Below are 15,705 nucleotides of genomic sequence, written 5' to 3' on the forward strand. Positions count from 1 at the left end.
TTCACCTGGTGGCCATGTTGCCTTAAACCTGGCGCAAAAAAGAGGTGGAAATATGTGTCTGGTTTTATTCATAATTCGCACATAGAGAGGCGCGGCTCTTCATGCAGCTCAACAACTTCAAAAACTCGGTCTCCCGGCGCTCCCAGCGCTCTCAGCGCGCGCAGCTTGTTCGGCGCTCCCAGCGCAATGTTGCAGGTATTTCCCTTGCCCTGGCGGTGATTCCCTTCGCCGCGGTACCCGCAGCGAACGCGACCGTTGGCTCCGAGACCGCGGTCGGATCCACCCTGGGATCCTCCAGCTTCGGTTCTTCGGCTGGGTCTTCGCTGGCTGGGTCGTCGCTGACCGGTTCCTTGGGCTCTTCCCTGGCAAGCTCTTCGCTGGCAGGCTCCTCGAAGCCAGGCACCCCAGAGACCCCGGGCGCGCAGTCCACATTTGAGCGCACCGCGACCTACCCGGTGTATGAAAACCGCCCGGAGGGCGCGGACAAGTCCGCGGAGACGGTGGCAGAAATCTCCACCGTTTCTAAGGATGGCAAGACGCTGATCCACACCGACGCCCTGGCGCAGCGCATTGGCTTTATCGACATCAGCGACCCGAACGCTCCGAAGGGTCTGGGCACCCTGGATCTAAAGGCGCAGGGGCACGCCAAGGACGAGCCGACCTCCGTGGCCGTGTACGGCGACTACCTGCTGGTGGTTATCGACGAAACAGGCGGGGACTTCGCCAACCCGAAGGGCCGCGTGGACATCGTGCGGATCTCCGACCACACCCGCGTTTCTTCCATTGATCTAAAGGGCCAGCCGGACTCCATCGCCATCTCCCCCGCTGGCGCGCCGGGCAAGCCAAAGGCTGCCATCGCCATGGAGAACCAGCGCAACGAGGAGCACAACGACGGCAACCTGCCGCAGCTACCCACCGGTTTTGTTCAGACCATCGACCTGTCAGGTGAGCCGAAGGACTGGAAGGCCACCCCGATCCGCTTTGAGGGCGACAACGGCAAGCTGCTGGACGTGGTTCAGAAGGCCGGACTGGACACCCCGGAGGATCTGGAGCCGGAGTACGTCAGCATCAACGGCAAGAACCAGCTGGCCGTCACTCTGCAGGAAAACAACGGCGTGGCCATCATCGACCTGCAGACCAACCGCATCACCAACGTCTTTAGCGCAGGCAGCGCTGAGGTCAAGGGGGTGGACACCCAGTCCGACAAGCTCATCAACCCCACCGACACCCTGCCTGCTACCCCGCGCGAGCCGGACGCCATCGCGTGGATCGACGACAACCACCTAGCCACCGCCAACGAGGGCGACTGGAAGGGCGGCACCCGCGGCTGGACCGTCTTCGACACGAGCGGCAAGGTCACCTGGGATGCCGGCAACTCCGTGGAGAACCTGGCCATCCGCCACGGCCTGCACAACAACAAGCGCGCCAAGAAGAAGGGCGTGGAGATCGAGGGCATTGCTACCGCCACGATGAACGGCACCAACTACGCGTTCGTCGGCTCCGAGCGCTCCAACTTCGTGGCCGTGTACAACGTCAACGATCCGGCGAACCCGCAGTTCGTGCAGATGCTCTTCACCACCAACGGCCCGGAGGGCATCCTGCCGATCCCGGAGCGGAACATGCTCGCCGTATCCAGCGAGGTCGACGAGCCAGACAGCGCCGTGCGCAGCGCGGTGACGCTATACCGCCTGGGTGGCAAGGACTCTCAGCCCTCCATTGTTTCCGCCGACGAGGGCGAGGCACCGATCGGCTGGGGCGCGCTGGGTTCCCTTACTGCCGATCCGAAGGACGCCAACCGCCTGTACGCGGCCTCTGACTCCGCGTACGCGAACGGCTGGGTGTACACCATCGACGCCTCCAAGCAGCCTGCCGTGATTACCGAACGCCGCGCCGTGAAGCGCGACGGTGCCCCGGCCGAGGGCCTGGATATCGAGGGCATTTCCGTAGCCGCCGACGGTGGCTTCTGGATTGCTTCCGAGGGCAAGAAGGGCAAGGATAACCGCCTGTTCCACACCGATAAGGACCTCAACATCACCTCTACGGTCGAACTACCTGCCGACGTTGCTGAGCACATCGGCAAGTGGGGGCTAGAGGGCGTCACTTCCACAAAGGACGCCCACGGCGTGGAACAGCTATACGTCGCCGTGCAACGACCGCTGTGGAAGGACCCGGAGGCAAAGAAGCTCGAGGCGCAGGAAGGTGAGAACACCACGCGCATCGGCAAGTACAACACGAAGACCAAGCAGTGGCAGTGGTTCGGCTACGAGCTGGAGAAGCCCACTGGCAAGGGCGACTGGATGGGCCTGTCGGAGATCACGGCGCTGGACGATAAGCACCTGTTGGTGATCGAGCGCGACAAGCTGAACGGCCCGGATGCGAAGGTCAAGCGCGTGATGAAGGTGACCCTGCCGGAGGGCGGCGAGGGTCTTGGTCAGGGTGCTGGCCAGGGCGCGGGTGCGGGCGAGGCTCAGGGCGCGAATGGTGGCACGCTGCCGATGGTGAAGAAGGAGCTGGCCGTGGACGTGCTGCCGAAGCTGCGCGCCACCAATGGCTGGACACAGGAGAAGCTGGAGGGCTTCACCATCGCGGCGGATGGCCAGATGTACGCGGTGACGGATAACGACGCGCTGGAGGATGCCACTGGCGAGACCGTCTTCCTACGCCTGGGCAAGGTGAAGTAGCAGGCGGGCAGCGGTGCCAACTGGGCAGGCCGGGGCTCTCAGTGCAGCCCTAGTGCAGCCCTATCGCTGCGAAGCGTGAGGATCTAGGCTGAAATCCATGGACCTACTTCTCGCTTCATACCTGCACCCAAACATCAGCGACTACCTGTCTGGCCGAGTTCTTTACATCGACGATGCGGCTTCCACAATGAGGCAGGCTCCGTTCGCACAGGAAGAGCTCAATGCCATCAAGGACGTCGCCGACGCGGTGGTTCCCATCACGGTAGCTGAGACAAGCCCTGCTGCTTTCCGCAATGAACTGGACGCTGCGGACTGCATCTACGTGGCCGGAGGCGAATCTTTCCGCCTGCTCTACGGATTGAAGTCCACTGGGGCTGACGAATTGCTGGTTGACGCTGTTCGGAGCGGAAAGCCCTATGCGGGGAGTTCGGCAGGCGCAATTATTGCTGGCCCCTCCGTCGAACCGGCGTCTGTGATGGACGACCCGACTGTGGCTCCGCAGCTCACGGATTGCTCGGGCCTCAATCTCACGGAGTTTGTCATTGTCCCCCACGCCCAGGGCACGACTGGCCCGTACCCCATCGAGGTCATCAGCCAAACAGTGGAAAAGTACGGCAAGGATTGGAAACTGGTACTGCTCCGCGATGGGCAAGCGCTGCATGTCAGTAGCCGCGGTTCAATGCTGATTTAGCGCCACAGCTTCCAAGCGGATCCCGCCTGTTGTCCGGGCGAATCCCGCCTGCTATTCCAGGCGAATGTCCCAAATCTTCGAGTTATTGAAAGTAGCGGGTGTGCAGCTAATTTTGGCAACGCGCTGACCTGCAGAAACAGAATAGTTATATTCTAAGACGTGGAATTTGGGACATTCCCCCTTCCCCGGGCAGAGCTCTGGCAGGCCCCAGGCGGAACCCGGCTCTTCAGCGATTGGGTTGACGGTGTCGTTCGCGCCGATGACCAGCACCACGTCGATGTTCCCGAAGCCGTCTTCGACCTCGTCGAGTTCAAGGACAATGCCATAAGGCACCTTGGCCTCGGCTCTGTGGAGACGGCGCCAATTAAAGCCATTCAGAGTTACCGAAATAAAGCCATGCGAGGCTTTAAAAACTTGCGTAGTCTCACTGCCATGTTCGGACTATTTGGCAAGAAGAACAAGAACAACACCACCCCACCACAAGAATCAGCCGCTCAGCAGCCAGCAGCGCAGGAAGCTACTGGTCAGCAGCCAACAGCGCAGCAGCCAGGAGCTCAGCACGGCCACTTGAAATTTCAGCACGACAGCGACGGTAACGCGACCTTAACCGCCCCGAATGGCGAGCTGGTGTACGGCATCATCTCCCCTGCCCCGCAAGACGCCAGCAACTACTCATACGCAAAGGAGATTCTGCCGGGCGTCTACCGCTTCCTCGCCACCGTAGATTCCGGTTTCAAGCCACTCTCCGACGCTGATCTGCCGGAGGGCTTCAGCCTTGATCAGCCAGTTCTTGGCGACGCGAACTTCCCCGGCACAGACCAGCCCGCCACCAACTACACCTTTTGGGCAGTCGCTTTCGGAGCCACAGAGCATAAGTCCCTCGAAACGTTGAAGATTGCAAGCGCTGGCGATGTCTTCTTCCAGGTTAAGTCCGACTTCCCTTTCGGGGCGACGCTCGCCATCACGTTCGATCTCTTCCTGCAGATCACCAAGATTCCTGACCATGGCCACGGACACGTGGTCTCCATGCCCGGTGGCAGCACGGTTCTGGTTCACCCTGTGGTGCCGAACCAGCCGGCGGACAACATTATGCAGCAGATGACCCAGACCCGCCACGAGCTGCGCCAGCACCCGGTGAACGTCTCTCCGCTGACGTTCTGGGTGCACGATAACCACTGGGATGTGCTCACCGCCAAGGATGGCGTATCCCTCTTCCCGCCGGAGAACTTCCCTGTTCAGCGCAATGCTGACGGCGCGCCGGTGACATCCCGCGGCGATTCCGGTACGCGAGCTTAAAGCAGGATTAAAGGATCGGTGACCATGCTGCGAATCACGACTGAGCCCGACGGATCATCCACCCTCACCAACGCCAACGGCGCGGAGATCTACGCCTTCATCACGCCACTGCCGCAGGATGCGTCGAAGGTCACCTACGCTAAGCCCTCCCCGATTCCGAATGTCCATCGCATGCTGGCAACGCTGGAGGGCGGACACTTCAACCCGATCGAGGATAAGGATCTCCCCGACAGCTTCGACATGGATGCCAAGCCAACATCGGAGTTGTTCTTCCCCGGGGTTGACGCAACTAATGGGTCCATGCCGCTGTTCTTCATGGCGCTATCCAACACGATCCACAAGTCGCTGAACGAGTTGCACCGTGTTACGTCGGCAACGCAGTATGACATACAGCTGCTGGAGTTCGATTTCCCCTTCGCAGCCGCATGGATCTGCGCATTCCCCACGATGGTGCAGATGCTGGAGTTACCTGACCACGGGTACGGCCACGTAGCGTCTGTCGTCGGCGGGCGCACGATCTTCATCCATGCGATCCGCCCGGACAACACCGCGGATGACATCATGGCGCTCGCCGCGGTTACGGAGCAGTACTACCCCATGCAGGTCGGCAAGGTTTCTCCGCAGGTCTTCTGGATTCAGGGGACGAAGTGGCGCTCGCTGGCGCTGAAGGAAGGGCGCGGCCTCTTCTTGCCGGAGGATTTCCCCGTGAAGCGTAATGCCGACGGCGCGCCACTTATGTCCGACGGCAGGGCGGGCATTCGCGTTTAGCTCTCTCGCATCTTCTTCTTGCGCATATCCAGTGCGAAAGCGATACCGATAACTGCAGCATGCACGTTCTCGTCAAGTCCCGGTTCAATGATGATGCGGTACGCAGTCTTGCCCATCAGTGCCCTGCCTAAACCAGGAGATTGCGCGTTCACCTGCGCGATATTGCGCCCCTGGCTCGACAACGTGTGGTCGGGCTGGAAAGACTCGCCGTAGACCTCAATCTGCGGATAACCGGCAATATCTACGTCATATTTGGCGTTGAACCACGCAAACCGCTTCGTGATGTGCGCGAGCTCTGAGTGTTCGCCGGACTCAGGGTCGATTCGGTGCACGGCGTACCTGTCGAAGAAGAAATTCACCGGGTCCTCGATCGTAAGCACAGGCGTGCCTGTGGCATCGAAGACTTCTACCCCGCGCGAAGCTTTGAACAGATCGCCCAGCTTCCGCGTCTGGCGCGCAGTACCGAGCTGTACGCCCTGCGGATCGGTGATGGTGAACTCGTCCCGACCGATCGCCTGGTATTGGGAGATAATCAACTCATTCGACGTGAACACGCCACCAACGATAAAGAAAACCTCCAGCCCGCTTCTGAAGTGAAGCCGACCGGAGGTCGTCGTATTCAATATTTGTACCCCGTACGGGATTTGAACCCGTGTTACCGGCGTGAGAGGCCGGCGTCCTAGGCCGCTAGACGAACGGGGCGCTGGCCTACCAGGACTCGAACCTAGAATGACGGTACCAGAAACCGTAGTGTTGCCAATTACACCATAGGCCATCGTTCGTCGAACAAAACCCGCAAGCGTTACTCCCCGGATATCCAGGTCGTTGAACACTGCGAACCTCGTTCGCAACGGTGAATACTATAACCAGAACAGCGAATTACAAGCAAATCAGCTGGTCAATCCACATTTTCTGGTCATCGTACGCTCACTGCGCCGCCGCTCCCGCAGGGCGGCACGCGCTACTGTTCCTACCGTTGCGCCTACCGCAGTTCCTACCGTTGCGCCTACCGCAGTTCCTACCGTTGCGCCTACCGCAGTGCCTACCGCTGCGCCTACTGCTGCGCGGGCTACTGCGCGGGTGCGAACGGCGTCTGCTCGCGGGCGGACTTCAGGCGCGCCAGCGTGGACTCCTTGCCCAGCAGCTCCATGGACTCGAACAGCGGCGGGGACACAGCCGCACCGCTGATGGCTACGCGCAGGGCACCGTAGGCCTTGCGCGGCTTCAGCTCCATCTCCTCGATCAGCTTCGACTGCAGCGCATTCTCGATGACGTCAGTCTTGAACTCCCCGTCCGCGATGGCCTCCAGCTGCGCGATGGCAACCTCGAGAACCTCCACCGCGTCCTCCTTCAGGTTCTTCTTCGCGGCCTTCTCGTCCAGGGACAAGTCGGCGTCAGAAGTAATGAGGAAGCGCAGCAGACCGTCAGCGTCCGAGAGCGTCTTGATGCGCGTCTGCACCAGCTCCGCGGCGAAGGCGAACTTGTCCGCGGGATAGTCCGCCGGGAAGTCCTTGTACTCCTCCAGGTAGGCGCGCAGACGCTCGGTGAAGTCGCCCAGCTCGAGCAGGCGGATGTGGTCGGCGTTGATGGCCTCCAGCTTCTTCTGGTCGAAGCGCGCCGGGTTCGGCTTCACGTCCGCCACATCGAAGTTGTCGATGAGCTGCTGCATCGTGAAGATATCCTCATCGGCGGACAGCGACCAGCCCAGCAGCGACAGGTAGTTCAGCATGCCCCCGGGGATGATGCCGTTGTCGCGGTGGTTAAACAGGTTGGATTCCGGGTCGCGCTTGGAGAGCTTCTTGTTGCCCTCGCCCATCACGAACGGTAGGTGGCCGAATGTAGGTACTTGTTTAGCGACGCCCACCCGTACCAGCGCCTCGTAGAGTGCGATCTGTCGCGGTGTGGACGGCAGCAGATCTTCGCCTCGCAGGACGTGCGTGATCTCCATCAGAGCATCGTCCACCGGGTTAACGAGGGTGTACAGCGGCTGGCCGTTGGAGCGCGCGACCACGAAGTCCGGGACGGTCTTGCCGTCCACGCTCATGTCGCCACGGACCAGGTCATGCCACTCGTAGATGCGATCGTCGGGCATGCGCAGGCGCCAGACCGGCTCGCGGCCTTCCGCCTTGAACTGCGCGATCTGCTCTTCAGTGAGGTCGCGGTCGTAGTTGTCGTAGCCCAGCTGGGGGTCCCGGCCAGCAGCCCTGTGGCGGGCCTGGACTTCCTCGTTGGTGGAGTAGGCCGGGTACACGTCGCCGGATTCCTTCAGCTTCTCCAGGACGTCCGCGTAGATGTCCATGCGCTGGGACTGGCGGTAGGGCTCGTGCGGGCCGCCGACCTCGATCCCCTCGTCCCAGCCGAGGTTCAGCCACTTCAGGGAATCGATGATGGCCTGGTAGGACTCTTCGGAGTCTCGCTTCGCATCAGTATCCTCGATGCGGAAGATGAGCTTGCCGCCGGTGTGGCGAGCATAAGCCCAGTTGAACAGTGCCGTGCGGACCATGCCGACGTGCGGGGTGCCGGTTGGCGACGGGCAGAATCGAACGCGAACTTCGCTAACTTCACTCATGGTCTCTAACTGTACCTTTTCGCGTTCAGCGCTTCGCGGTCGCTAGGGGTGGTGCGACTAGGCGTGGCGCTGGCGAGACAGGAAGTGCCATGCAGCCGTCGGAGCATCCGGAGCGTAGGCATTCCAGTTGTGGCCTCCCATGTGTGCGCGCCACAACACGGTCGAAGCTCGGCAGCCACTGTAGGTGTAGCCGCTAGTAGCAGGGTGGGCACGAGTTCCGTGCAGAGTCCCCATGTTGCAGGAGTTACGGCGTGCTGCATTGTCGAAAGCAGCGCGAGCACCGTAGTAGTGCATGCCGTGACGGACACCGCCGCCGTAGCGAACTACGTTGTCGTGAGCGCCATGGATCAGCATCGTCGGTACGTTGCGGCCTTTGCAGTTGCCCATGGTAGCGTCATAATAAGCACCAGAAACAGACACAACACCAGCAACCAAATCCGGAGCCTGGCAGGCCAGATTCATCGCCATGCCGCCACCGTTGGACATGCCAGCCGCGTAGATACGCTTAGTGTCGACGTTGTAACGCTTAGCGAGGGTCTTGACCATGGTGCGGACAAAGGCAACATCCTCGCCGCGGCGAGTCTTGGAATACGGCGCGCCTTCCCATGCGTGGCCGATGCCCTCCGGGTGAACGACGATAGCGGTGCGGCCAGCGATCGCGTTGAAGCGAGACATGTCCTTTGCGCTTGCAGCCGATTGGCCAAGACCGCCAAACATGAAGAGAATCGGCTTCTTGCGGTTCCCCGAGTTGGCTGGGACGTCGACAAGGGCAGTGCGGGTCTTACCATTGACATTGAAGGTCTGGTAGTTGTTCGCCGGGCGCGGGGACATGCCACTAGCCAAGCCGCTGAGGCTGCCAGAGAGCTTGCCAATCAGGCTGTTCGGAGTTTGAGCGCTGGCCTGCGGAGTGGCAGATTCGGTGCCGGCGACAGTGTCCAGCGCCGGGCCGGCTAGAGTGCCGGTGGCGAGGCCGAGAGCTACCGCGAGGGAAAGAGTGAGCTTGCGGAAGCGACCGGCGTGGGTACGACCAGTGGAGTGGGTGGCGGCGTGGGAGTGAGCCACGCTGTGGGCCGCGGAGCCGTTAAGACTTAGACGCATGAAGGATTTTTGCACCGCTTAAACATACACCTAGCGGCGGGAATTACCCACTTTCCCTTTAAAAACCATTCAGGCGGGTGTAGCCCTGGCAAGCCCCTGTGACCCATGAGGCACAATCTTCCCCATCAGTCACATCTCTTTCCAGGAAGCCCTCGTATTTCACTCGCCATAACACCCCTTCCTCAGGGCACCTGACTACTCCCCTCGCCTACAACCTCCGACAGCATCGCCCCGCCACATTCACCCCTACCGTCTCACCCCACCCGCACAGAACCTTCACGGCACCCGCACCTCACTAGTCGTCGCCTTTTGCGCCGATGGGCACTTGCATTTGCGCCGATGAGCGCCTAAATGTCGTCAGAACGGGAATCCGTTAACGACTCCAGTTTTTATTTACCTAAAAGCGCAGCAGCTGGTCAGCCATATGCCCCAGCACAGCTAACTAACTAGCAGCCCCCGGCAGTGCCTTGTTCTGGCGCGCCAGGAAGTTCCACGCCTCATTGGCAACATCCGGAGCAAAATGCCAGTTGTGCCCCTGGTCATTGATCCGCCAGAACACGGCCTCGTCGCGACATCCCGGGTAACCAAACTGGGTGACATTGTTAGGCTTCTGCTCCACCACCGGCTGTGGGGCACATCCATTCCGCAGCGCACGCGAATGGATCAGGTGCGGTGCGGGCAAGTACGGCGCATCGTGCAGCGTGCCTCCGTCGTAGTGGGTCAGCTCGTCGCGCTGACCGTGGATCACGAAAGTCGGCACCGATTCTGGCGCGCAGCCTTCATTAACTGGGTTGTAGAAGGCTCCGGAAACGCTCACCACGCCAGCCACCAGGTCGGGAGCCTGGCACGCCAGGTTCATCACAAACCCGCCACCGTTCGACATTCCCGCAGCGTAGATGCGGTTTCGGTCAACGTTGAAGCGCTTGCCCAGCTCGTTGACGATTTGTCGTACAAAGTCCACATCCTGGCCGCGTCGGCTGGTCGCGTAGGGCGCGCCTTCCCATGCGTTGTCGATGCCACGCGGGTAAACCACGATCGCCTCGTTGGCCGCGCCAGTGTTAGAGAAGCGCGAGTAGTTGCGGTAGTTCTCCGGGGTATCGTCACGCCCACCGAACCCAAGCAGCACCGGTGTGGGCCTGTGCGGGTCGTAGTTAGAGGTCACGCTCACGATTGCACTGCGGGTGCTGCCGTCTGGACGCCGGAACTCAGTGTTTTCTGGCTGCCCCGGTTTCGCCCTATCTATTGTGGACGCCAACTTCTCCGCCGGTGCCGGCTTCAGTGCTGGCACTGGCGCTGGTTTAGGCGCTGGTGCAGGAGCCGGAGCGGGGGCTGGTTTAGCCGCAGGCGCTGGAGCCGGAGCGGGCGCAGGTTTCGGTGCAGGTTTAGGCGCAGGAGCCGGTGCCGGCTTGGGCGCCGGAGCCGCCTGGGCGGGGGCAACGCCCGCGCCGCCGACCAGCATCGAAGCCAGCATCGCCAGCGTCATCGCTACGGAAACAGCCACGAGCAGAACGAGGCGCGCAGCGCGCCCAGTTTCAACACCTTTAACAGAAGTCACATGAGTCACAAACGTAACACTAGAGGCAACCGCTACTTCACGGGTGCTACAACACGCCGACCCCTGTGAACTTTCTTCAGCTTTCTTTCAGCTACGCCCGTTAGACGTGTTCAAGGACGACCTCGCCCTCGTACCCCGCCTCCCGCAGCTGGTTAACCCACTCCTCCAGCGGAGCATCTCCAGTCCCCGGCGCACCGCGGCCTGGGAAGTCCGCGATCTGAATATGTTCCGGCCACAGCTCGTACTCCGCTCCCCGGCTGGCGAGCCAAGTCCAATCTTCACCGTTGGCGGCGAGGTGGTAGGCGTCAATAAGAAGGCGACCGCCTGCGGCAACCAGGGGCGCTGCCTCCTTAATGCTGGTCACAGGGTAATCCTCAATGCCGCTAAGAGGCTCAATGAGGGCGATGCCCCCGAAGCGGGCCAGGCGCTTCGCCACCGCGGCGAAAGCGCGCACCTGACGGCGCTGCAGTACGCGACCGCCGCGGCCAACCAACACGTTGAAGCGGCGGACGCCCGTGAGGCGATGCAGGTACTCGATGACGTTCAGGTGCTCGATGAGCTCCTCGGTGATGGCAGGGTCGCCGGATTCAGCGTCGGGGTCGGTGCCCGCGCCAGCACCGTCGGCACCTTCCTCCGGGCCGACCAGGTGCAACACTCCCCGATCGCCAGCAGCCAGATCCCCAGCCCACAGATTCAGCGCAACCAGTTGGCGGGGATTCTCTGGGCGCCCCTTGGCCAGCGCATCCACAAGCTGGCGCATCTGCTGCTCGGACGGGTGGGGCGTATCCCACGGCCACCACAGCTCCACCTTGTCGAAGGGGGAATTCGCGACAGCCTCTAGAGCCTCCGCGCCAGTCTTCGCCCCGAGGGAGTAATTCATCGCGGTGGCGTAACCGGCCGGCCGCACACTTGATTCTGTATTCATAAGCATCATCTTTTCATGCAGGACGTTGTAATTCAGAATCCGGATCGGGCCGCTGTGTCGTGCACGCGCCACGTGCACGCCGCGCACTATCCGCCCCAGCCGCCGCGCGCACGCCACCCAACCCCAGCCCAAGGAGCGACAGAGTAGCCCCGGGCAGTAAACTGGCACGCATGACCCACGAGCAGAGACCGGCCACCGCCCCGGATTTCCTGCTTTCCCGCCCAGATCGCAGCATCCGCACGCAGGGCCGCAAGGCGACGTTCCCGGACCCTTTCGAGGCCTCCACGGCACTTCGAAACAAGGATGCAGACTTGATCGTCGGCGCATTTCCTTTCGATACCTCACTCCGCGCCGCCCTCATGGAGCCACAGAACGTCATCCGCGCCGAAGGCCCGCTGGAACCCCCAGCGTTCTTCCGCGGCCAGGATGCCGCCCGTTCCCTCGTCGTCGAATCCGTCGAGGCACAGACCACCATGGAGGAACACGCCGCCATGGTCGCCGCCGCCGTCGCCACGATCCAGCAAACCCAGTTGGAGAAGGTCGTGCTGGCCCGCGCCGTGGACATCACCTTCGCCGAGGCGGTCGACCCACTGTTGATCGCCGCCCGACTGATCGACCTGTCCGCGTATCGGGATGGCTTCGCCGTGGACCTTTCGGCCACCGGCCGCGACGAGTACCGGAACGCCATGTTCGTCGGCAGTTCCCCGGAGATGCTGATTCGCCGCGAGGGGCGCCGCGTCTCGGCCTTCCCCATGGCCGGTTCGGCGCCGCGCACCGGAGTTTTTTCTATTGATGACGCCACAGCCCGCGACCTCGCCAGTTCCACCAAGGACCTACGCGAGCACCGCTTCGTGGTGGATCACTACCGCCGTGTGCTGGAGCCATTGTGCGAGAAGCTGGATATCCCCGATACTCCGGAGATCCACGAGACGAACGAGATGATCCACCTGGGCACTCAGATCGCTGGCACGTTGAAGGACGACGAGTATTCCGCGCTGGATTTGGCGCTGATGCTGCACCCCACCCCGGCGATTGGCGGCACGCCGACAGATGATGCGTTGGGAGTGATTTCCCAGGAGAAGTCCCCGCGCGAGTTCTACTCCGGCGCGGTGGGCTGGTGCGATTCAGAGGGCGACGGGGAGTTCATGGTCTCTATCCGCTGCGCCATCGTGGAGGAAAACACCGCCCGCGCGTGGGCGGGCGGCGGAGTTGTGGTCGATTCGAACCCGACCAAGGAGGCAGAGGAAACCTCCGCGAAGCTGCAAACAGCGCTGCGGGCACTCAACGTGCCTGCAGCGCTGCGGGAGGTTTAGGCCGGGGCTCGGCGCGAGGGGCGCGGCCCCGCCGGCTACTTGCCGTAGGCCTGCACTGGGTTGGCCAACTTGCCCAGCCCGGGGATTTCAACCTCAATGCGGTCGCCCGGAACCATCTCTGCGGTTCCGGCGGGCGAGCCGGTGCAGATCACGTCGCCCGGCAGCAGCGTGAACGCGGAGGAAACCCATTCGATGATCTCCGGGATGTCCTTGATCATCTGGTTGGAGTTGGAATCCTGCTTCGTTTCCGTCTTCCCATCGTGCGTGAGGTGCGCCTTGATCGGCTGGTTGTCGATCTCGATGCTATCGACAGCCGTTTCGATCCACGGACCCAGCGGGCAGAAGGAATCCAGGCCCTTTGCGCGCGCCCATTGTCCGTCCTGGAACTGCAGGTCGCGGGAGGAAACGTCATTGACGATGGTGAACCCCAGCACCACGTCCTTCCAGTTGGCACGCTTGACGTCCTTGCAGGGGCGGCCGATGACGATCGCCAGTTCGCCCTCGAATTCCACTCGCGTCGCCCACTCGGGGATGCGGATGGGAACCTCGGGCCCGATGACGGCTGTCGGGGGCTTCAGGAAGATCGTCGGCGGCAGGTGCTCGGCGCTCTTGGCGAAGACTTCCTCGACGTGATCAGCGTAGTTGCGTCCGACGGCAATGATCTTCGACGGCAGGATCGGGGCCAGTAGCCGCACGTCCTCGATGGGCCATGATTTTCCGGTGAATTCTGGCTGGCCGAAGGGGTGGCCGGCGATCTCGCGGCAGGTGGCGCCGGTGCCGTCCGGCTGGCCCCCCTCGACGATCGCGAAAGCCATGCCCTCTGGGTGTGCAATTCGAGCAATACGCATGTTTTCATACCCTACCCCACCGGTCTTGGGTCCCTCTTGTTGTGTCACTTTTTCTTGCCTGTCGCTTGGTCCCCACAACTATCGACGCCACCTCCTCCCCCGCCCGGCCATTCACCGCGAATTTGTTTTCCTGTCACTCGCGGTTAATTCCCCTGCCACGGCTGCGACAGATTTCACACGTAGCTTGGCCGCTATGACGAATCGCAGCGTTAACCCTCACACTTCCAACAATCCCAACAACTCCAGCAGCTCCGACAGTCCCAGCATCGCCACTGGCGCCCGCTCCCGCGCGCGCGACACCTCCCGGCGCACGTTCCTAGCCGGCGCGAGTGCCACCGGCGCCGCACTACTCGGCACGGGCGTGGCGAACGCTCTCGGCTCGCAGGCCGGCAGCGTAGCGGGCTCGGCGGGCTCGACAGGCTCTGCTGGCGTGGCGGGCTCCAGCGGGGCAATCGGCTCGCTTGGGCTGCAGCGCGCCCGCCCGGTGATCACTCATGGCGTCGCTACCGGCGATGTCCGACCCGACGGCGGCCTTGTATGGGCGCGCGTCGATCGACCGGCGCGCATGGTCGTCGAAGCTTCGACGGACCCGACCTTTCCGCGCCACAAGACCAAAACCTTCCGCGGCGCCATGCTCACCCCAGACAGCGACGGCACCGGTCGCCTGCGTCTCGTCGGCATGCAGCCGGGCCAAAAGATCCACTACCGCGTGATCATGGAGGATCAACACACCGCCGTGCGTTCCCAACCGGTGACCGGCAGTTTCACCACCGCGCCATCGACGAACCAGGCGCCCAAGAGCATCCGCCTGCACTGGTCCGGCGACGTGGCGGGCCAGGGCTACGGCATCAACCCAGACATCGGTGGCATGTTCTGCTGGAAGACGATGGCGGATCGCAACCCGGACCTGTTTATCCACTCCGGCGATACGGTTTACGCCGACGGGCCGATCGAGGCGAACCACAAGATGGACGATGGCCGGATCTTCAAGAACCTCACCAGCCCGTTCAAGAACAAGGTGGCCGAAACCCTAGAGGAATTCCGCGGCCAGCACGCTTACAACCTGATGGACGAAAACTACAAGAGGTTCAACTCCCAGGTCGCCCAGCTTGTGCAGTGGGATGACCACGAGACGACCAACAACTGGTACCCAGGTGAAATCCTGGAGGACGACAAGTACCAGGTCAAGGACGTGAACCTACTGGCTCAGCGCGGTTTCCAGGCTTTCCACGAGTGGCAACCTCTGGACCGGAAGATGGCGGTGGATGGGCGCGTGTACCGCAAGATCTCCTACGGCTCGCTGCTGGATATCTTCGTGCTGGACATGCGCAGCTACAAGGACCGCAACCCGGACAGCGGAGCTTCCGCCACCAAGCCGGGCCACATCCTGGGAGCCAAGCAGGAAAAATGGCTGATCGACGGGGTGAAGAAATCCACCGCTACGTGGAAGATCATCGCCAACGACCTGCCACTGGGGATCGTGGTTCCGGACGGGGACGATCAGGAAGGTGTATCCAACGGCACGGGCGGAAAGGCCGTCGGCCGCGAGGCGGAGATCGGGCGCGTGCTCAGTGGCATCAAGGACGTGCGGAATGTGGTGTGGCTGACCGCCGATGTGCACTACACCGCCGCCCACCACTACTCGCCGGATCGTGCGGACTTCCAGGACTTCGCGCCGTTCTGGGAGTTCGTCTCTGGCCCGCTGAACGCCGGCGGCTTTGGCCCGAACAAGATGGACGGCACCTTCGGCCCGGAGGTTGTGTACGTTCACGCGCCGCCGAAGGATAAGCAAAACTCCTCGCCGTTGGATGATTTCCAACACTTCGGAGAGGTGGACATCGACGGCGGGTCGAAGGACCTGACCGTCCGGCTGTTCACCACCCGCGGCAAGGAGCTGTGGTCGAAGACGCTGCGCGCCCAGTAGCCACTAAAGGCTACTGTCGCCGGAGCGCGCAGCAGCC

Annotated in this window: 12 protein-coding genes, 2 tRNA genes and 2 pseudogenes; 6 read left to right on the plus strand and 10 right to left on the minus strand. The window is 62.2% G+C overall.

What is annotated here, in order from left to right; translation table 11 throughout:
• The first annotated feature begins 101 nt into the window (after positions 1 to 101).
• Both L8U58_RS00180 and L8U58_RS00185 read left to right on the plus strand, forming a co-directional pair.
• Positions 102 to 2,681 carry an esterase-like activity of phytase family protein gene (locus tag L8U58_RS00180; protein WP_269954416.1) on the plus strand — a complete coding sequence of 860 codons (2,580 nt, stop codon included), beginning with the start codon at positions 102 to 104 and terminating at the stop codon, positions 2,679 to 2,681.
• Between the two features lie 97 nt (positions 2,682 to 2,778).
• Positions 2,779 to 3,372: a Type 1 glutamine amidotransferase-like domain-containing protein gene (locus L8U58_RS00185; protein WP_034979101.1), complete on the plus strand. Its 594-nt coding sequence runs from the start codon at positions 2,779 to 2,781 to the stop codon at positions 3,370 to 3,372.
• Between the two features lie 192 nt (positions 3,373 to 3,564).
• Here L8U58_RS00185 and L8U58_RS00190 read toward each other — a convergent pair.
• Positions 3,565 to 3,717: pseudogene (locus L8U58_RS00190) on the minus strand (NAD(P)(+) transhydrogenase (Re/Si-specific) subunit beta); the annotation flags it as partial.
• 87 nt (positions 3,718 to 3,804) lie between these two features.
• On the opposite strand from L8U58_RS00190, the gene L8U58_RS00195 reads away from it, so the two are divergent.
• Both L8U58_RS00195 and L8U58_RS00200 read left to right on the plus strand, forming a co-directional pair.
• A complete protein-coding gene (locus L8U58_RS00195; protein WP_237743926.1) occupies positions 3,805 to 4,668 on the plus strand; it encodes a hypothetical protein in 864 nt (287 codons plus the stop codon).
• A gap of 24 nt (positions 4,669 to 4,692) precedes the next feature.
• Positions 4,693 to 5,436 carry a hypothetical protein gene (locus L8U58_RS00200; RefSeq protein WP_051873835.1) on the plus strand — a complete coding sequence of 248 codons (744 nt, stop codon included), beginning with the start codon at positions 4,693 to 4,695 and terminating at the stop codon, positions 5,434 to 5,436.
• On the opposite strand, the gene L8U58_RS00205 is transcribed toward L8U58_RS00200, so the two are convergent.
• The 8 genes and pseudogenes from L8U58_RS00205 to L8U58_RS00235 all read right to left on the minus strand — a co-directional run bounded on the left by L8U58_RS00205 (position 5,433) and on the right by L8U58_RS00235 (position 11,583).
• A complete protein-coding gene (locus L8U58_RS00205; protein WP_187402256.1) occupies positions 5,433 to 5,990 on the minus strand; it encodes an LURP-one-related family protein in 558 nt (185 codons plus the stop codon). The two genes, L8U58_RS00200 and L8U58_RS00205, sit on opposite strands and share 4 nt — an antisense overlap.
• A 75-nt stretch (positions 5,991 to 6,065) precedes the next feature.
• Positions 6,066 to 6,138, minus strand: a tRNA-Glu gene (locus L8U58_RS00210).
• 1 nt (position 6,139) lies between these two features.
• Positions 6,140 to 6,211 (minus strand) — tRNA-Gln (locus tag L8U58_RS00215).
• A gap of 115 nt (positions 6,212 to 6,326) precedes the next feature.
• A pseudogene (locus tag L8U58_RS10250) lies at positions 6,327 to 6,488 on the minus strand (glycine zipper domain-containing protein); the annotation flags it as partial.
• A 17-nt stretch (positions 6,489 to 6,505) separates the two neighbouring features.
• Positions 6,506 to 8,005, minus strand: coding sequence for a glutamate--tRNA ligase (gene gltX, locus L8U58_RS00220; RefSeq protein WP_269954417.1), 1,500 nt, complete (start codon positions 8,003 to 8,005; stop codon positions 6,506 to 6,508).
• Between the two features lie 57 nt (positions 8,006 to 8,062).
• Complete coding sequence (locus tag L8U58_RS00225) at positions 8,063 to 9,103, minus strand: CE1 family esterase (RefSeq protein ID WP_269954418.1); 1,041 nt, start codon at positions 9,101 to 9,103, stop codon at positions 8,063 to 8,065.
• A 442-nt stretch (positions 9,104 to 9,545) separates the two neighbouring features.
• A complete protein-coding gene (locus L8U58_RS00230) occupies positions 9,546 to 10,604 on the minus strand; it encodes a CE1 family esterase (protein WP_269954419.1) in 1,059 nt (352 codons plus the stop codon).
• Positions 10,605 to 10,758: 154 nt separating this feature from the next.
• Positions 10,759 to 11,583 carry a TIM barrel protein gene (locus L8U58_RS00235; protein ID WP_269954420.1) on the minus strand — a complete coding sequence of 275 codons (825 nt, stop codon included), beginning with the start codon at positions 11,581 to 11,583 and terminating at the stop codon, positions 10,759 to 10,761.
• Between the two features lie 170 nt (positions 11,584 to 11,753).
• On the opposite strand from L8U58_RS00235, the gene L8U58_RS00240 reads away from it, so the two are divergent.
• Positions 11,754 to 12,896, plus strand: a complete 1,143-nt coding sequence (locus L8U58_RS00240; protein ID WP_034991486.1) for an isochorismate synthase — start codon at positions 11,754 to 11,756, stop codon at positions 12,894 to 12,896.
• A gap of 35 nt (positions 12,897 to 12,931) precedes the next feature.
• On the opposite strand, the gene L8U58_RS00245 is transcribed toward L8U58_RS00240, so the two are convergent.
• A complete protein-coding gene (locus tag L8U58_RS00245; RefSeq protein ID WP_269954421.1) occupies positions 12,932 to 13,744 on the minus strand; it encodes a fumarylacetoacetate hydrolase family protein in 813 nt (270 codons plus the stop codon).
• Positions 13,745 to 13,937: 193 nt separating this feature from the next.
• Here L8U58_RS00245 and L8U58_RS00250 point away from each other — a divergent pair, with 193 nt between their 5' ends.
• Complete coding sequence (locus L8U58_RS00250; protein ID WP_269954422.1) at positions 13,938 to 15,668, plus strand: alkaline phosphatase D family protein; 1,731 nt, start codon at positions 13,938 to 13,940, stop codon at positions 15,666 to 15,668.
• Positions 15,669 to 15,705: the final 37 nt, after the last annotated feature.

Origin of the sequence: Corynebacterium macclintockiae (assembly GCF_027570165.1) — a bacterium.
In the GTDB taxonomy this organism is placed as follows: Bacteria; Actinomycetota; Actinomycetes; order Mycobacteriales; family Mycobacteriaceae; genus Corynebacterium; species Corynebacterium macclintockiae.